We start from the raw sequence: 17,804 nt of genomic DNA on the forward strand, positions 1-17,804 counted from the left end.
TTCATGGCTGAATATCTGCAAACGCAGCAGCAAGAAATTCGTCGATTTGTTGTTTATGTACACGCCCATACCCTGTCGCCGGAGCTGCCGCTGCCGGGCGGCCTGCATACTGCCAGTAAGGAGTGTTAATTTTCAGTGCCGCCAGCTCATGACGAATCTGCCGCCACGCGCCCTGGTTTTCTGGCTCTTCCTGCAACCAAATCCATTCGCAGCAGTTCGGCCAACTCGCCAGAACATCATTCAGTTCTGCGACCGGGAACGGGTAGAGTTGCTCCAGGCGAACAATCGCCACTTCGTCTTCATGCTCACGCTGCTTACGGGCTTCCAGTACGTCGTAATAGACCTGGCCGCTACACAAAATAACGCGCTTAACTTTCTGGGACTGATGCAATTGCGGATCGGTGATTACCGGTTTATAAGCGCCATCAGTGAATTCACAAAGCTCGCTCATAGCGCCTTTAAACCGAAGTAAACGCTTACTCATCATTATCACTAACGGTTTGCGCATTGGGCGTAATGCCTGACCGCGCAACAAATGGAACATTTGTGCTGACTCACTGGGCATCACCACCTGCATGTTGTTTTCTGCGCACAGTTGCAGCCAGCGCTCAGGACGCGCAGAAGAGTGCTCCGGCCCTTGTCCGTCATAGCCATGCGGCAGAAGAATGGTTAAACCGCTATAGCGATCCCACTTGGTTTCGCCAGACGAGATAAACTGGTCAATAGCAACCTGAGCGCCGTTGGCAAAGTCACCAAACTGTGCTTCCCAAATAACCAGTTGCTGAGGCGCAGACGTTGAATAGCCATATTCAAAGGCTAAGAGCGCTTCTTCATTAAGCACCGAATCATAAACATCGAAAGATGCCTGACCAGCGCGGATATGCTGTAACGGCAGATAACGACGGGCTTCAGTTTGATGATGTACCACTGCATGGCGATGACTGAACGTGCCACGCCCTGAGTCTTCACCAGAAAGACGCACACCAACACCCGCATCCACAAGCGATGCATAGGCCAGCATTTCAGCCATTCCCCAGTCTATTGGCTGAGTACCTGCGGCCATATCCTGGCGTAACGCCAGTTGCCGTTTAATGGTAGGATGTGCGACCACATCGGGTGGCAGTGTAGAAATGATTTCACCATACGCTGCCAGCTTTTGCCGAGGCAATGCCGTAGATACCGGGGCGCTCCAGTGAGGGTTGGTCAACCCATACCAGTTAGCGCTAAAAGAGTGAATTGCAGGTTTGAGAGGCTGCGGTTCACGTTTCTGGCAGCTATCCAGCCAGTCGCGATAGCGTGCCGTCATCTCATCTTGTTGCGCCTGAGTTAACAGGCCGCGGCGGGCAAGAGATTCACCATAACGGGCGAGCGTACCAGGGTGAGCATCCACTGCCTGATACATTTGTGGCTGGGTAAGACGTGGCTCATCGCTTTCGTTGTGTCCGTGCTTACGGAAGCAGCAAATATCGATGATGATGTCGCGCCGGAAGGTGTCTCGCCATTCGCACGCCAGTTCCATTACCTGGCAAACAGCGTCAACGTCATCGCCATTAACGTGGATAATTGGGGCCGCTACCATTTTGGCAATATCGGTGCAGTACCGTGAAGAACGCATATCCTGCAAGCGGGAAGTGGTGAAGCCAATCTGATTGTTAATCACCAGATGTAGCGTACCGCCAGTGCCGTAGCCCTGAGTCTGCGATAAGTTAAACGTGGTTTGGTTGACGCCGAGGCCGCCCAACGCGGAATCCCCATGAATAAGTACGCCCACCACTTTTGCCTGACCATCCTCACCACGGCGTTCCTGCCTGGCTCGCACCTGGCCCAGCACCACCGGATTCACGATCTCCAGATGTGAGGGGTTATACGCCAGCGCCACATGCAGCGAACCGGCAGGTGTTTCCAGATTGCTGGAATACCCCATGTGGTATTTCACATCGCCTGAACCACTGCCGATCGTCTGCTTGCCTTCAAACTCAGCAAAAAGCTGTGCCGGGTCTTTATTCAACAGATTAACCAGAACATTAAGTCTTCCCCGGTGCGCCATGCCAATGACCATTTCCTCCACACCTTGCGCACGCAGGCGTTTTGTCAGCGTATCGAGCGCCGGGATTGCACTTTCGCCCCCTTCCAGAGAAAACCGTTTCTGCCCAACATAACGGGTATGCAGATAACGCTCTAACGTCTCTGCCGCCATCAGTTTTTCAAAACGAGCAATACAGGTTTGTACATCTGCTTGTGGCGCATTGCTGCTCTCAATCCGTGATAACAACCAGTTGATTTCTTCACGATTTTCCAGATGAGCAAGTTCATAAGCCTGGCTACCCGCCCAGGCTTGCTCCAGCAGGTTAAGCAGTTGCTTAAGTGGCATTTGCGTGGTGTGTGCGCCAAAGGTGACGCTAAATTCCTGCAACAAGTCTTCTTCGCTTAATCCCCAAAAACCAGGCTGGAGGGAGGGAACGTCAGCCGGGGGATTCAAACCAAGTGGATCAAGCTTTGCGCGCAGATGCCCCTGCGTGCGCCAGGCATTGATCAGTTGTATTACCGCAGCCTGTTTTTTTAACGTCGCACCGCTGACGTTGTTATCACCGGATACGCTTTGGACAGTCAGTTCAGGTGAAAGAAAAAAACGCCGCCAGTCTTCCGGGAGTTGTTCCGGCGTACGCAACCAGGTCTGGTAGTACTCTTCAAGCCAGGTCGCGTTATCTCCACTAAGCAGCGTGCCGGGCGAGGTCATGTTCTCCATGTTTTTCTCCTGATGGTCATAGACAGCCGCATTACTGCACAATCCGTACCAACAGTTAAAAACACTAATTTTCAAAAACTTATAGAAAAGAGATGATGTAAAAGTGGGCGAAAAAAGGGACAGAATAGTAGGGGATGGCTGGAGTCAGGAACAGGCGGAGAGATCCGCCTGTTGATTAAAATCACATCACCGCAGCAAACGCCTTTGCCACGCGATGCACATTTTGCGCGTTAAGCCCGGCGACACACATGCGACCGCTGGCGATGAGATAGACACCAAATTCTTCACGTAGTCGGTCAACCTGAGCGGTTCTTAAACCGGTATAACTGAACATGCCGCGCTGATTAAGCAGATAATCGAAATTGCGCTCTGGCATCTCTGTGCTCAATACCTTCACCAGTTCCTGACGCATTGCCAGAATGCGAGTTCGCATCTCTTCTACTTCCGCCAGCCAGCTGGCTTTCAATGCCTCGTCATTCAGCACCGCAGCCACCACCTTCGCACCAAAATTCGGCGGGCTGGAGTAGTTGCGGCGAACGGTTGCTTTCAATTGCCCCAGTACGCGGCCTGCGGCTTCGGCATCTTCACACAGAACAGAAAGTCCGCCGACGCGCTCGCCGTAAAGGGAGAAAATTTTCGAGAACGAATTGCTCACCAGAGCGGGTAATCCAGCGCTGGCAATGGCGCGAATGGCGTAGGCATCCTCTTCCATACCGGCACCAAATCCTTGATAGGCAATATCGAGGAATGGAATAAGCTCGCGGGCTTTGAGAATTTCAATCACGGAATCCCACTGGTCATTAGTGAGATCGGCACCCGTTGGGTTGTGGCAACATGGATGCAGCAACACAATACTGCGGGCAGGTAATGTTTTCAGCGTCGCCAACAGGTCATTAAAGCGCACGCCGTTAGTCGCTTCGTCATACCAGGGGTAAGTGCTCACTTCGAATCCAGCCCCGGCGAATATTGCTACGTGGTTTTCCCAGGTAGGATCGCTGACCCAGACGCCTGATTCCGGGAAGTAGCGTTTCAGGAAATCTGCACCCACTTTCAATGCCCCTGAGCCGCCAAGGGTTTGAATGGTTGCTACGCGCTGTTGTTGCAGTACCGGATGGTCCGCACCAAACAGCAGCGGCGCAATGGCATGGCGATAGCTGTTAAGCCCTTCCATCGGTAAATAAAGCGAAGCACCATGAGGCTGCGCATTCAGGCGCGCTTCCGCATCCGCCACGGCTTTCAGTTGTGGAATAATTCCGTCTTCGTTGTAGTACAGACCGATACTTAAATTCACTTTGTCGCTGCGAGGGTCTTCTTTAAAACGCTCCATAAGCGTAAGAATCGGGTCGCCAGCGTAGGCGTCAACTTTTTGAAACACGCGATGGTTCTCCAGGTTTACGGGCTGGTGGTTAAAACACAATAAACCGGAAGTAGGCGAAGATCGAGAGGATGTTCAAAGTCAGTCGGGAAGTTGGCGAAGAATTTGCTCCACTCGCTCTTGCAGTGGCCCCGAAACCGAAAGATAAGGAATGTTCCTGCGCGACAATTCCTGTTCATACCACACCTGTTGCCGTGCGCGAAATACCTCTCCTTGCCGGGTGCCATCCTGCACGAAGGGAAATTCTGCGCCGCAAAGCACCACCAGAGAGTATTCCCGCTCCGCCAGTTGATGAAGTTCTTGCGGAGCATGACCATATTGATCAAGGGCATAGAACAAGGTCGTGAGTGGCGACGTGTCACATATAAGATAGTGATTAGCTTCTGCTTGTTGTTCCCGGCGTACCTGTTCGCAGGCGATATGCAACAAATCATCCGCGGTTAAGATTCCGTTTTTTTCTTCCCAATAGTCGCGGCCAAATTCAGCGACATACACCGTATCAAGCCCATCCGCCAGCGCTTTTGAAAGCGTGCTTTTACCGGTAGATTCGCCACCAAGCAGACAGATACGGCGAACGAAACTGTAATAAACATCATTCGCCAACATGTAGCGATAGCGGTGAACATCGGAACGAATAAGCGTTCCCGAAGGCGCTTCATCGCCAACTGGGCGCGCCATTCGAACGTGTTCAACGGGTTGGGCAAAACGCCGCGCCAGCACGTTAGCAAAGCCATCGCCATAGTCTTCTGCAGTAAATACAGCATGTGGACGACAGCGTAATATCTGCAGGCACAGCGTCGCCACATAATGACGGTGGATGTCGGCATCGGCATCGTTATGCGGTATGGCAGGTAAGTTATAACGCGCAACAAGCTCTGGCGTCAGTACCAAAATCGTCGCTTGCGGGAAGCGCACTTGCAGCCACGTCAGGCGCTTTTCAGGTTCACAGTCAGGCATTTCCGGCACGGAATAACTGATGATGAACAGTTCTTCACATTGCGCCAGTGCGGTATTGATCAACTTTTCATGACCACAATGCAAAGGCGCGAATTTACCAACCACCAGGCCCGTTGCAAAAGGCTTCATGATGTTTGCAACTCTTTGCGCCATTGATACAAACCATGCCAGGCGTTAATCCAGAACAGGAAATATAAGCCAGCGGTCAGGTTTAAACCGCGCGTCATATACAGTGGCACTGCCAGGGTATTCACCGCTAACCAGACGAACCAGTTTTCGATACGTCTTCCCATCAACATGAATTGTGCCAGAACGCTAAAGGTCAAAATCAACGAATCCAGCCAGGGTGCCCAGGCATTGGTAAAGGTGTGGAGTAAAAAGCCGTAACCGCCTGCCACGACGACAGCACAGAGCAACAAAAGGAAAAAGTGACTGGCTTGCGTTCGGCGCACCGGCAAGATGTCGCCACCCTGACCTTTCAGCCAGTGGATCCAGCCAGTGATGCTGGTCGCGATGAAGAATAACTGGAGCGTAACGTCGGCATAGAGTTGCACGGACCAAAAAACCCAGCCGTACAATATGCTGCCAATTATGCCGATCCACCATGTATGCACATTGTTTCTGGCAGCCAGCCAGACGGAAACCGCGTATGCCAGACACGCGGCGATTTCTGAATAAGACATTGTCCCTCCCTGGAGACGAATATTAATCCACGTATTTCATCGCGACTCTTGAAGTCAGGCGCGTAATAAGTTCGTAAGCGCTTACTTTCGTCATTTCAGCGATACGTTCTACGGGCAAACCTTCGCCCCATAAAATGACCGGGTCCCCGGCTTTGTCCTGCGCCTGTGGACCTAAGTCTACGCAGATCATATCCATCGCGACTCGCCCGACAATCGGCACTTCGCGACCGTTCACCAGCACTGGCGTACCGGACGGCGCGGCGCGCGGATAACCATCGCCATAGCCCATCGCGACTACGCCAAGACGAGTATCACGTTCGCTTACCCAGGTTCCACCATAACCGACAGGCTCTCCGGCTTTATGCTCACGCACGGCAATCAGGCTGGAGGTTAAAGACATGACTGGCTGACAGCCAAAATCAGCCCCTGTCGTGCCATCTTCCAGCGGCGAGACACCGTAAAGAATGATCCCCGGACGCGCCCAGTCAAAATGCGACTGCGGCCATAACAAAATGCCGCCTGATGCCGCAATTGAGCGTTGCCCCGGTTTACCTTCACAAAAGGTGTTGAAGATATCGAGCTGCTTTTCAGTCGCGCCGCTTTGCGGTTCATCGGCACGGGCGAAGTGACTAACAATGTTCACCGGCTGGCGGACATTTTTACACTGGCTCAGACGCTGATAAAACGCCTCGGCCTGTTCCGGCAATACGCCCAAACGGTGCATTCCGGTATCGAGCTTCATCCAGACGGTGACAGGCTCTTTAAGTTCAGCGTTTTCGAGGGCGACAAGCTGCTCTTCATTGTGGACTGCGGTATGCAGATGTTCAGCGGAGATCGTCGGCAAATCGTCTGCTTCAAAAAAACCTTCCAGTAACAAAATAGGTCGCGTGATACCCCCCGCCCGCAGCCGTAGGGCTTCTTCGAGACGGGCAACGCCAAAGGCGTCAGCATCGGGGAGCGTTCGCGCGGTCTCAATCAGACCGTGACCGTAGGCGTTCGCTTTCACCACCGCAACCAGTTTACTGGCGGGGGCCAGTTCACGCAGACGTTGCAGGTTGTGTCGCAGAGCGCGGCGGTTAATCAAAACAGTTGCCGCTTGCATTTGTATTCCTTTTTTTCAGGTTCTGCCCACCAGTGCAAAACCTCGCTAAACAGATATGACCGGAGTATGCTATTCCACATCCAGGGATGGGTTTATAAACGGCAAGATGATATCGGATTTTCAGCCATGACAAAGATAAAATTTGTTTTCTTTTTTCTGCTAATCGCAGGTATAACACCTGCCGCGACGGGGGCTTGCCCGGTGCAGACACCTGACGGTGTCGCAGATAAGTTTTATTCAACCTATGTTTTTTCTGATACCGGCTTTAAGAGTGAAAAAGACCAGCTGGCATTTTTTCAGAATTACCTCACCCCCTCGCTTTATCAACTTATTGTTGGCGCGTATGACAGAAATAAACGCGACTACGCCATTGATCCCACGGCCAAACCTACTTTTGGTGACGGGATTATTTTCACGTCTTATCCTTCGGATAGTTACTATGAGAAATTTGATGGCGTGACGCTACCGTCATCGTTTAAACCTGGTGATAACAACGTCACTGTCACCCTCCATTTTCATTTTAGCGTTGATGATAAAAAGGCCTGGCAGGACGAAGCGCTAATGGCGCGTTCCGCTGATGATGGCTGTTGGCAGATCGACAATATCATATTCCACGAAGACGAAGATAACTCGGTTCTGAGCCTTAAAGAGTGGCTAAAAAAAGGGATTGAAAGCCCGGCAGAATAATTTTGGGACCAGTGTTTAGCTGGCCCCAAAGTGATTATTCGTCGTCGTACTGCGGCCCCGCATAGTTGTCGAAGCGCGACCATTGACCGTTAAAGGTCAGGCGTACCGTCCCGATTGGGCCGTTACGTTGTTTACCGATAATAATTTCCGCGATGCCTTTTAAATCACTGTTTTCGTGATACACCTCATCACGATAGATAAACATGATCAAGTCCGCATCCTGCTCGATAGAGCCAGATTCACGCAGGTCGGAGTTGACCGGGCGTTTGTCGGCACGTTGTTCCAGAGAACGGTTCAACTGGGACAGCGCCACCACCGGCACGTTCAGTTCTTTCGCCAGTGCTTTCAGCGAGCGGGAGATTTCTGCAATTTCCAGCGTACGGTTATCGGAAAGCGCCGGTACGCGCATCAGTTGCAGGTAGTCGATCATGATAAGCCCGATGCCGCCGTGTTCACGGGCAATACGGCGTGCGCGGGAACGCACCTCCGTTGGCGTCAAGCCGGAGGAATCATCGATATAGATATTGCGTTTTTCGAGCAAAATACCCATGGTGCCGGAAATGCGTGCCCAGTCTTCATCATCGAGCTGCCCGGTACGGATTTTAGTCTGGTCAACGCGCGACAGCGACGCCAGAGAACGCATCATAATCTGTTCTGATGGCATCTCCAGCGAAAAGATAAGCACCGGTTTATCCTGCAACATCGCTGCGTTTTCGACGAGATTCATCGCAAATGTTGTTTTACCCATCGACGGACGCGCGGCGACGATGATCAAATCCGACGGCTGCAAGCCAGCGGTTTTTTTGTTGAGATCGTCATAACCGGTATTTACCCCGGTAACGCCATCGTGTGGCTGCTGAAACAACTGCTCAATACGCGCCACGGTTGCGTCGAGCACATCGGCGATGTTCTTCGGCCCTTCGTCTTTGTTTGCACGACTTTCGGCAATTTTAAAGACGCGGGATTCAGCAAGGTCGAGCAGATCTTCACTGGTACGCCCTTGTGGATCAAAACCAGCTTCGGCAATCTCGTTAGCAACGGAGATCATCTCACGAACAACGGCACGTTCGCGCACGATATCCGCATATGCACTGATGTTCGCCGCACTTGGCGTATTTTTTGACAGCTCTGCCAGATAAGCAAAACCACCGACGCTATCGAGTTGCCCCTGGCGTTCCAGCGATTCCGCAAGGGTAATCAGATCGATAGGACTACCGCTTTCCTGCAAACGCGCCATTTCAGTAAAGATATGACGGTGTGGGCGGGTGTAAAAATCGTCTGCCACCACACGCTCGGCTACATCATCCCAGCGTTCGTTATCCAGCATTAAACCGCCCAACACCGACTGCTCCGCTTCGATCGAGTGCGGAGGCACTTTTAGCCCGGCAACTTGTGGATCGCGTTCGCGGTTATCAGTCTGTTGTTTGTTGAAAGGTCTATTGCCTGCCATAACGAATGGTGTTACCTGCTGTTGAATGGGGGACAAGAGAGTATAGCGAGAAACAGTTTCTCGCTACAGCATTTAACGCCCCCGCTTTCCGGTGGAAGCGCGAATTTGCAGGGTCGGGCGATAGATGTAATGGCTGAGCGGTGCGTCTGGTTGCGCAATACGCCGTAAAATTTGCTGCGCCGCCTGTTTCCCCAGAGCCAATGGTTCTACCGCAATTGTGGTTAACGGCGGGTTACTGTAAGCACAAGCCGCCACGCCATCATTACCAATCAACGAAATATCTTCCCCGGCAAATAATCCTCTTTCGCCTAGTGCCGACTCCGCGCCAAAAGCCATTAAATCGTTATAACAAATCACCGCTGTGGGTGGCGAAGGCATATCCAACAGCTGTTGCATCAACTGGTAGCCGTTGGCCTGAGTCGGTTCAGCACGCAGCGAAAAAGCATCAGTACTCCACGGCTGTAAACCATGGTGATTCATCGCCTCAAGGTATCCCTGATAACGCATATGGTGCGTAAGACCACCAATAAACACGATATCTCTGTGCCCTTGTTGAATGAGATATTCCGTCGCTTCCCGTACACCTGCGTGGCTGTCCACGCCAACGTAATCGACGGGCAATTGTTGCCAATCCAGAGGACGCATCGTGATTAATAAGGGTGTGGAACTGTTGGCATAACGCTGTAAATCGGCTTCTGAGGTACTGTTCACTGGACAGAGGACAATGCCCGCGACGTGGTGTTCCAGCAAGGTATCAAGCACCTGTTTTTGCCGGTCACTACGCTGGGAGGTATTGGACATCACGGTGATAAAACCGTGCTCCGCCAGCGTCATCTCAAGACCCATAGTAAATTCAGCGAAGAAAGGATTTATCAAATCGTCAATGACTACGCCGATAGTTAGCGATTTTTGCGAACGCAGATTGGCAGCAAAACGGTTATAGACATAGCCTAATTGTTCAATGGCTTGCTGGACTTTTTGTTGAGTCTCTTTTTTGATAAGTGAACTGTCGTTGAGAACCAGCGATACGGTCGATTTCGAAACGCCAGCCGCACGCGCAACATCGGTTAATGTTACCCGCTTTCTTCCTGTATCCGACTTCGCCATGCCTGCTCCAACCCCCCATAAGATCAAGGCAATTACTTTATCATAATCTCCTTTTACTCATGCGATCCGTTAACGCAAGGGATCGCAGGAGATCGTCGTTTCGATCACAGATTCGCACTTCCCTTGTTGTGTTTTTTACACCCTAATCGTACAAATTACGCATAAATTAGATCGTTCCAATTAATTTATGAAAATTATCATATTGTTTTAAATGCATATTTTTAATTATTTTTATATCGAAACAAGGAAATTATTATGTGCTCTGTACGCACGATCACTGCACCGGAAGCTGCAGATTTGATTGTTGATGGCGCAGTTGTCACCGTCTCCTCCTCCAGTGGAATGGGGTGTCCGGATGCGGTGCTGGCAGCAATAGGTGAACGCTTTCAACGTGCCGGACATCCGCAAAACATCACCTCCATCCACCCTATCGCCGCTGGTGATATGTATGGCGTAAAAGGCATCGATCATCTGGCGCAACCGGGCTTACTGGCAAAAGTGATCGCTGGCTCCTACCCCTCCGGTCCATCATCAATGGCACCTCCGTTAATCTGGCAAATGATCAATGACAACGCGATCCCCGCCTGGAATCTGCCTTCCGGGATCTTATTTGATATGCACCGGGAAGCGGCGGCTCATCGTCCTGGCGTGCTGACACAAACAGGCATGGATACCTATGTGGATCCCCTGTTGCAGGGCGGTGCAATGAATGAAAAAGCGGCGCAACAATCTCTGGTTGAACGTGTTCGATTTGCTAACGACGACTGGCTGTTTTTCCCCAGTATCGTGCCGCAGGTGGCGATCATTCGCGCTACCACTGCCGATGAACGCGGCAACCTGACTTATGAACATGAAGGGGCTTATCTGGGGCCACTGGAACAGGCTACTGCCGTTCGCAATAATGGTGGCATCATAATTGCGCAAGTAAAACGACAGGTTGCCGCCGGAAGTCTGAAACCAAAAGAGGTGCGTATTCCGGGTGTACTGGTGGATTACATCGTGATTGCGCCGGAACAAACACAAACGACACAAACGCAATATGAACCTGCCATTTCCGGCGAAATCAGTCGTCCGCTATCAGCCTTTCGTTATATGGAACATGGCCCGGCGCGAGTTATTGCCCAGCGAGTCGCGCAAGAACTACAAAGTGGAGATGCGGTAAATATTGGCTTTGGTATTTCTGCCAACGTACCACGCATTCTACTGGAACAAGGTCGCCACGGTGACGTCACCTGGCTGCTGGAACAGGGCGCGATTGGCGGAGTTCCACTGCTGGAATTTCAGTTCGGTTGTGCCTCTAATGCAGAAGCATTTTTGCCCTCTCCCCAGCAGTTCACCTATTTCCAGGGCGGTGGCTTTGATCTCACTCTGATGTCGTTTTTACAAATCGGCGCAGATGGCTCAGTGAACGTCTCACATCTCCCCGCTCGTCCACATGTCACTGCCGGATGCGGTGGATTTATTGATATCACCTCACATGCGAAGCGCATTATTTTCTCTGGCTTTTTCAATGCCGGTGCCCAACTGCAACTGGAAGAAGGTCAGCTGCGTATCATTAAAGAAGGCAAAGCCAAAAAACTGGTACAGGACGTCGCCCACGTGACGTTCTCCGGCAAACGCGCAATAAGACTCGGGCAACAAGTGCAGTACATCACTGAACGCTGCGTGCTGGAATTAACCCCAGACGGACTACTGGTCACGGAAATTGCCCCAGGTATTGATCCTGAACGCGACATTCTCGCCCAAAGCGATGCCCCACTCCGTCTGGCAGACGATCTCAAACTAATGAATCCCCACTATTTTCAACAAGGACGTCACCATGAATAACGGCACCATTGACCTCCAGCGCAACGGTTTCATTGCCACTTTGGTGATTAATCGCCCGGCGAAACTCAACGCATTAACCCCAGAGATGCTCGAACAACTGCTGGCGCATTGCCACACGTTGGAAACTGATTCGGAGATCCGCGTAGTACTGCTGACCAGTGCCAGTGAAAAAGCGTTTTGTGTCGGCGCGGATATTCATCGCTGGACCTCTCTTTCTGCACTCGATATGTGGCGCAACTGGATCCGCCGCGGTCATCAGGCATTTGATGCTCTGGCACAACTGCCACAGCCCGTAATCGCCCTGTTGCACGGCCTGGCTTATGGCGGTGGTCTGGAACTGGCTGCTACCGCCGATATCCGTATTTGTAGCGCCGAAGCACAAATGGCACTACCAGAAACCGGGCTGGCGACAGTGCCTGGCTGGTCAGGAACGCAGCGGCTGACGGCACTGCTTGGGCGCTCACTGGTGAAAGAACTGGTATTTACCGGTGAACCACTGGATGCACAGCGGGCACTGTCCTGCGGGCTGGTGAATCGCGTTGTCGCCAGGGAGACGTTACACGACGCCGGACTGCAACTGGCACAACGTATCGCCCAGCGTGCTCCCGTTGCAGTGCAGATCGCCAAGCAGGTTATTGATGCCGGAGAAGGTATTGCTGTGGCCTCGACGCTTGAAGCACTGGCTGGCGCTTTTTCCGCCACGACTGAAGATGCTCATGAAGGCAGTCAGGCATTTACTGAGAAGCGTCAACCGCACTTTAGTGCTCGATAACTTAGCATTTCATTTTGGATTTTAATAATAACGCAAGAATCCCATTGATTTTAGGCGGATTTCTTTTATCCGTCTGAAAGGAGACACATCATGCAACCTTCACAACCAGCAGAGAAAGCGAATGTTTCATCGGCAGATCTGCGTCGCGCGGCGTGGACCTGCTCTCTCGGCAGCGCACTGGAATACTACGATTTCGCACTTTACAGCCTGGCATCCGCCATTATTTTTGGTCCACTCTTTTTTCCTAATCAGGAACCGGGAATGGCGCTGATCGCCAGTTTTGGCACCTACTTTCTCGGATTTGCCGTCAGACCTGTAGGCGGAATTCTCTTCGGCTCATTAGGTGATCGTTTGGGCCGTAAGTTCGTCCTGTTAGCAACGGTGTTGTTAATGGGAATCGCCAGCACGTTGATCGGGGTATTACCCACTTACGAAACAGCGGGAATCTGGGCGCCAATTATGCTTATTGCATTACGCCTGCTGCAAGGGCTTGGTGCTGGGGCTGAACAGGCGGGAGCCGCCGTACTGATGACCGAATATGCTCCTGACGGCAAACGGGGTTATTACGCCGCGCTGCCGTTCCTCGGAATCCAGATTGGTACGTTTATGGCATCTGCCGTTTACTTCATCCTGCTGCATAATGTGACAAATCTTGCCGAAACCTGGTGGTGGCGCTTGCCCTTCCTCTCCAGCGTGGTGATTATCGCGGTGGCTATTTATATTCGACTGCATCTTAAAGAATCGCCATCATTCGCAAAACTCGAAGCTCGTCAACAAGTTACAGAATCACCCTTACGAAATTTGCTGAAAACATCACGCCGTAATGTCTTCGTCGGGATTGGCTTACGTCTGGCAGAAAACGGCGGCTCGTCGATTTATCAGGCTTTAGCGATCAGTTATATCGTTGGTGTGGTTGGGCTGGACAAATCAGTTGGTACGCTATGCCTGATGTCTGCGGTAGTAGTCGGTGCAATTATGGTGCCTATTGCCGGTTGGCTGACCGATCGCTTCGGCAGGGTTCTTGTCTATCGTAGTCTGGCGATTTTTCAGTTGTTGATTACCTTTCCGGTGTGGTGGTCTTTCAGCCACGGTAATGTTCCTGTCACTATTGTCTCTCTTTCTCTGGCCTTAGGGATTGGAGCCTGGGGTATGTTTGGTGCACAAGGTGCTTTTCTGCCTGAACTCTTTGGTGCTCGCCATCGTTATATTGGCGTCGCACTGGCAAGGGAAGTTTCTGCCGTTATTGCCGGAGGGATCGCGCCACTGGTTGGTTCTGCAATCATTTCCTGGGTGATCCACACTAACGATCCCAGTGGTATTGCTGCCTGGATGCCAATCGCTATTTACCTTAGTCTGCTGACCGTTGGTACGATTATTGCGACTTTCTTTGCTCCAGAAACACGCGATCGTGATCTTGATGATCTTGCCGACGCTGAAACGATCAGCGTTTCCCAACATAACCAGACTACGGGCACCTACCATGACGCATAATGTCTCTGAATCTATTATCGATTCCCTGACTGACGTGAAAATGCCCCATTACGCACCGCTGGCTCAAGTCAGCGGTAGTATCGACCTTAACGGTACCATTTTACCTGAGTACCGCTGCAACACGCTGGTTCTGGGCAGTGGCGCGGCAGGATGGCGAGCTGCCGTCGAGCTGAAACGGCAAAATGTCGATGTAATGGTAGCCTCCAGCAAAGCCTTCTGGGGAACTTCCGCCTGTTCTGGTTCTGATAAACAAACGCTTCACACCGCGAATACGCGTGCAAATGGTGACCATTTTCTGACATTAAGTAACACCCTGGCGGCAGGTGGTGCGATGGATCATGACACCGCATATGTTGAGGCGCTCGGATCGGTGAACACCTGTGAAGTACTGAAATATCTGGGTCTGGATTTGCCTGAAGATCTCTTTGGCGCAACGTTGCGTTATCAAACCGATCACGATGAATTTGGCCGTGCCACTAGCTGCGGTCCTCGAACATCGCGCCTGATGGTGAAGGTGCTGGCCCAGGAGGCAATGCGCCTTAATATTCCTCTTTGCGATCACACAACGGCGATTCGTATCCTGACCAGTGGTGAAGGAGAAAATCGACGAGTCGAGGGGGTGATCGCCATCGATAAAGCCTGTCGGGATAATCCCTGGAGAATGGTAGTGATTCGCTGTCAGCATCTGGTTTTAGCCACGGGCGGGCCTGGTGAACTTTATCGTGACAGTGTTTATCCGGTGAACTGTTTTAGTGCGTTGGGCATGGCGCTGGAAGCAGGGATAACTCTGGTTAATCTTACGGAAAGTCAGTTTGGTATCGGTACACCGCGCAGCCAGTTTCCGTGGAATCTTTCCGGTACTTACATGCAGGCGATGCCGCGCATCTATTCGCAGGACCACTCCGGGCGTCAGTATAATTTTCTGGCAACTTATTACCCCACGACTCGTATGCTGGCCTCCGCGATATTTCGCAAAGGTTACCAGTGGCCGTTTCACGCGGAACGAATGCTGGAATATGGCTCCAGCTTGCTGGATGTCGCAGTTTATGAAGAGACTCAAAAAGGGCGCGATGTTTTTCTCGATTTTCTACGGGAACCAGAACCCGCAGCGGACGGAACACTATTTAACCTGCGGGAGCTGGATGATGATGTCATCGACTATCTGCAACAAAATCACGCCCTGCTGGCACAACCGCTGGCGAGATTAACACAGATGAATCCTCTGGCTATTCGTTTGTATCAGATGCACGGTCATGATCTCACAGCCTCACCGCTCAAGTTTACGCTAAATAATCAACATCTTAATGGCGGAATTGAAGTTGATATTTGGGCACGTACATCGCTAACTGGTTGTTATGCTGCCGGAGAAAATGCCGGAACACATGGTGTCACGCGCCCAGGTGGAGCAGCGCTCAATGCCGGGCAAGTTTTCGCCCGCCGCTGTGCATTACATATTGCTCATCAGAAAAGCCAGGACCGGCCTCTCGAGAGGCAACAAATTCTCAGTACGATTAATGAGGCGCAACAGCACCTGAATCAGGGGCTGCTACGTGACGACGTGCGAGAAACGATACAAAATACCATGAGCCACCATGCCGCAATTTTGTGTCATACACAGGGGATCAACACTGCCGCGCAAACCCTGGCAACACTTTGTGAAGATATTCGCCGGGAAGGTATTCAATGCGATGAAAACAGCCTGGCACAATCTTTCCAGTGGCGGCAAAGTGCGCAACTGGCGCTGGCTGTACTGCGTTCTTTACAATGTTATGTCGAAAACGGTGGTGGGAGTCGTGGTGCCAGGGCTATCTATGATGGCGAAGCCGGTATTGCACCGCAAACACCAGGTGGGCCACTCCTGGCCTGGCGTTTTCGGCCAGAAAATCAGGATGCCAGGCAATATATGATTTGTGTTTGTCGGGAAGCTAATGATTACCAAACCTGGACTCGCCCGTGCCGTGAACGGGGCGTATTAACGCTAACCAACTTTGAGCGCCAGTGGCAAAACTGGATTGCGGCGACGCCGTTTCAATACTGATCAGAGATATTCCGGGTTGTGACCGCAGCCCGGAAAAAATCCCCGCGCGGCCTGGCGACTACTGTTAGGCTTAAAACAGATATGTCGCTCAGTAAAGGAGTTTAAATGGCAACACGAATTGAATTTCACAAGCACGGTGGCCCGGAAGTACTTCAAGCCGTAGAGTTCACTCCTGCCGATCCGGCGGAGAATGAAATCCAGGTCGAAAATAAAGCCATCGGCATCAATTTTATCGACACGTATATCCGCAGCGGCCTTTACCCGCCACCATCGCTACCCAGCGGATTAGGCACCGAAGCGGCAGGCATCGTGAGTAAAGTCGGCAGTGGTGTAAAGCATATTAAGGCAGGCGATCGCGTAGTCTATGCACAATCGGCATTAGGCGCTTACAGCTCTGTGCATAACATTAATGCGGATAAAGCGGCGATTCTGCCTGCGGCAATTTCTTTTGAGCAAGCTGCGGCATCCTTCCTGAAAGGCTTAACGGTTTATTATCTGCTGCGCAAAACCTATGAAATTAAACCCGATGAACAATTCCTGTTCCACGCAGCGGCTGGCGGCGTTGGCTTGATTGCCTGCCAGTGGGCAAAAGCCCTTGGCGCGAAACTTATCGGCACCGTAGGAACGGCGCAAAAAGCGCAAAGCGCCTTAAAAGCCGGAGCATGGCAGGTTATTAACTATCGCGAAGAAAACCTGGTCGAGCGATTGAAAGAGATCACCGGTGGTAAGAAAGTGCGCGTGGTGTACGATTCAGTGGGCAGAGACACCTGGGAACGGTCGCTGGATTGCCTGCAACGCCGCGGCTTAATGGTGAGTTTTGGCAACTCATCAGGTGCGGTTACCGGTGTGAACTTAGGCATTCTCAATCAGAAAGGCTCGTTGTATGTGACACGCCCTTCCCTGCAAGGCTATATCACCACGCGGGAGGAATTAACCGAGGCCAGTAATGAACTGTTCTCTTTGATTGCCAGCGGTGTGATTAAGGTCGATGTCGCCGAGCAGCAGAAATATCCGCTGAAGGATGCGCGGCGTGCGCATGAGATTCTGGAAAGCCGGGCGACGCAGGGTTCCAGCCTGTTGATTCCATAAAAGAAATTGGGCTTCCACCTGGGAAGCCCTTTCTTTTATAGTTCGGCTGTATGTAGGGTACAGCTCGATGAATTTGTTTGACGCGCAATAGTGACAGATTTGATTATCAATTCCTATTTTGTTCTAAGGATAAAACCTTAGGTTGTGATCATCCGCACAATCCCTTAGTAACGCCAGCGGTCATAACGCTGATATTTCGGCACTTTTGGTGCTTTAATTGCCCTGATCACCCACACCACCGCAACCGCCAACAGCAGCCACGGCAGCAACTTAATCATCAATGCCAGCATACCGCCGAGGAACATAAAGGCCGTCGCCACAATCAGCGCGGCGATAATACCCAGCAACGAAACACCGGTGACCATCAGCATGACAAAAAAGCCAATTACAAAAAGTAGTTCCAGCATGATGCTCTCCCAAATATGAAATCTCTTGCTGGCATTACAAGAATCATGCCAAAAATAATCTGTTGATTTAACA

At 51.6% G+C, this 17,804-nt stretch carries 14 protein-coding genes; 6 read left to right on the plus strand and 8 right to left on the minus strand.

From position 1 onward, the window contains the following. Position 1 precedes the first annotated feature (1 nt). The 5 genes from HBM92_RS22555 to alr form a co-directional block, all read right to left on the minus strand. Positions 2-2,746 carry a 2-oxoglutarate dehydrogenase E1 component gene (locus tag HBM92_RS22555; protein ID WP_001304713.1) on the minus strand — a complete coding sequence of 915 codons (2,745 nt, stop codon included), beginning with the start codon at positions 2,744-2,746 and terminating at the stop codon, positions 2-4. 181 nt (positions 2,747-2,927) lie between these two features. Further along, positions 2,928-4,121, minus strand: a complete 1,194-nt coding sequence (tyrB, locus tag HBM92_RS22560) for an aromatic amino acid transaminase (RefSeq protein ID WP_000486943.1) — start codon at positions 4,119-4,121, stop codon at positions 2,928-2,930. A gap of 81 nt (positions 4,122-4,202) precedes the next feature. Continuing rightward, a complete protein-coding gene (locus HBM92_RS22565; RefSeq protein WP_001327771.1) occupies positions 4,203-5,207 on the minus strand; it encodes an AAA family ATPase in 1,005 nt (334 codons plus the stop codon). Beyond that, positions 5,204-5,761 carry a nicotinamide riboside transporter PnuC gene (gene pnuC, locus HBM92_RS22570; RefSeq protein ID WP_000122235.1) on the minus strand — a complete coding sequence of 186 codons (558 nt, stop codon included), beginning with the start codon at positions 5,759-5,761 and terminating at the stop codon, positions 5,204-5,206. Before pnuC ends, HBM92_RS22565 begins: the two co-directional genes overlap by 4 nt. Before the next feature lie 22 nt (positions 5,762-5,783). Beyond that, positions 5,784-6,863 (minus strand): alanine racemase, encoded by a 1,080-nt coding sequence (gene alr, locus HBM92_RS22575; protein ID WP_001147288.1) that lies wholly within the window; start codon positions 6,861-6,863, stop codon positions 5,784-5,786. On the opposite strand from alr, the gene HBM92_RS22580 reads away from it, so the two are divergent. Then, a complete protein-coding gene (locus HBM92_RS22580; protein ID WP_223931515.1) occupies positions 6,819-7,550 on the plus strand; it encodes a hypothetical protein in 732 nt (243 codons plus the stop codon). The two genes, alr and HBM92_RS22580, sit on opposite strands and share 45 nt — an antisense overlap. A 34-nt stretch (positions 7,551-7,584) precedes the next feature. Here the strand turns inward: HBM92_RS22580 and dnaB are convergent, their stop codons facing one another. Together dnaB and HBM92_RS22590 are read right to left on the minus strand one after the other, a co-directional pair. Further along, positions 7,585-9,000 carry a replicative DNA helicase gene (dnaB, locus tag HBM92_RS22585; protein ID WP_001296639.1) on the minus strand — a complete coding sequence of 472 codons (1,416 nt, stop codon included), beginning with the start codon at positions 8,998-9,000 and terminating at the stop codon, positions 7,585-7,587. A 72-nt stretch (positions 9,001-9,072) separates the two neighbouring features. After that, positions 9,073-10,107 (minus strand): LacI family DNA-binding transcriptional regulator, encoded by a 1,035-nt coding sequence (locus HBM92_RS22590; RefSeq protein WP_001129782.1) that lies wholly within the window; start codon positions 10,105-10,107, stop codon positions 9,073-9,075. 255 nt (positions 10,108-10,362) lie between these two features. Between HBM92_RS22590 and HBM92_RS22595 the strand changes: the two genes are divergently transcribed. From HBM92_RS22595 to HBM92_RS22615, 5 genes are all read left to right on the plus strand, one after another. Next, positions 10,363-11,934: an acyl CoA:acetate/3-ketoacid CoA transferase gene (locus HBM92_RS22595; protein ID WP_000337270.1), complete on the plus strand. Its 1,572-nt coding sequence runs from the start codon at positions 10,363-10,365 to the stop codon at positions 11,932-11,934. Then, complete coding sequence (locus HBM92_RS22600) at positions 11,927-12,706, plus strand: enoyl-CoA hydratase/isomerase family protein (protein ID WP_001059069.1); 780 nt, start codon at positions 11,927-11,929, stop codon at positions 12,704-12,706. Before HBM92_RS22595 ends, HBM92_RS22600 begins: the two co-directional genes overlap by 8 nt. A gap of 90 nt (positions 12,707-12,796) precedes the next feature. Beyond that, positions 12,797-14,197: an MFS transporter gene (locus tag HBM92_RS22605; RefSeq protein ID WP_001183175.1), complete on the plus strand. Its 1,401-nt coding sequence runs from the start codon at positions 12,797-12,799 to the stop codon at positions 14,195-14,197. Continuing rightward, a complete protein-coding gene (locus HBM92_RS22610; RefSeq protein ID WP_000149526.1) occupies positions 14,187-16,235 on the plus strand; it encodes an FAD-binding protein in 2,049 nt (682 codons plus the stop codon). The genes HBM92_RS22605 and HBM92_RS22610 overlap by 11 nt, the downstream gene beginning before the upstream one ends. Positions 16,236-16,340: 105 nt before the next feature. Next, positions 16,341-17,324: a quinone oxidoreductase gene (locus HBM92_RS22615; protein ID WP_000235524.1), complete on the plus strand. Its 984-nt coding sequence runs from the start codon at positions 16,341-16,343 to the stop codon at positions 17,322-17,324. A 164-nt stretch (positions 17,325-17,488) separates the two neighbouring features. Here HBM92_RS22615 and pspG read toward each other — a convergent pair whose 3' ends face one another. Continuing rightward, the gene (pspG, locus tag HBM92_RS22620; RefSeq protein WP_000891396.1) at positions 17,489-17,731 is read right to left on the minus strand and encodes an envelope stress response protein PspG; all 243 of its coding nucleotides are present in this window, start codon (positions 17,729-17,731) and stop codon (positions 17,489-17,491) included. Positions 17,732-17,804 lie beyond the last annotated feature (73 nt).

Origin of the sequence: Escherichia sp. E.sYA108 (genome assembly GCF_011754335.1) — a bacterium.
Lineage (GTDB): Bacteria > Pseudomonadota > Gammaproteobacteria > Enterobacterales > Enterobacteriaceae > Escherichia > Escherichia coli.

Coding starts and splice junctions, on each gene's coding strand:
- pspG (WP_000891396.1), bottom strand. CDS start 17,731: ATGCTGGAACTACTTTTTGTAATTGGCTTTTTTGTCATGCTGATGGTC.
- HBM92_RS22610 (WP_000149526.1), top strand. CDS start 14,187: ATGACGCATAATGTCTCTGAATCTATTATCGATTCCCTGACTGACGTG.
- HBM92_RS22555 (WP_001304713.1), bottom strand. CDS start 2,746: ATGGAGAACATGACCTCGCCCGGCACGCTGCTTAGTGGAGATAACGCG.
- HBM92_RS22600 (WP_001059069.1), top strand. CDS start 11,927: ATGAATAACGGCACCATTGACCTCCAGCGCAACGGTTTCATTGCCACT.
- HBM92_RS22565 (WP_001327771.1), bottom strand. CDS start 5,207: ATGAAGCCTTTTGCAACGGGCCTGGTGGTTGGTAAATTCGCGCCTTTG.
- alr (WP_001147288.1), bottom strand. CDS start 6,863: ATGCAAGCGGCAACTGTTTTGATTAACCGCCGCGCTCTGCGACACAAC.
- pnuC (WP_000122235.1), bottom strand. CDS start 5,761: ATGTCTTATTCAGAAATCGCCGCGTGTCTGGCATACGCGGTTTCCGTC.
- dnaB (WP_001296639.1), bottom strand. CDS start 9,000: ATGGCAGGCAATAGACCTTTCAACAAACAACAGACTGATAACCGCGAA.
- HBM92_RS22590 (WP_001129782.1), bottom strand. CDS start 10,107: ATGGCGAAGTCGGATACAGGAAGAAAGCGGGTAACATTAACCGATGTT.
- HBM92_RS22595 (WP_000337270.1), top strand. CDS start 10,363: ATGTGCTCTGTACGCACGATCACTGCACCGGAAGCTGCAGATTTGATT.
- HBM92_RS22605 (WP_001183175.1), top strand. CDS start 12,797: ATGCAACCTTCACAACCAGCAGAGAAAGCGAATGTTTCATCGGCAGAT.
- HBM92_RS22615 (WP_000235524.1), top strand. CDS start 16,341: ATGGCAACACGAATTGAATTTCACAAGCACGGTGGCCCGGAAGTACTT.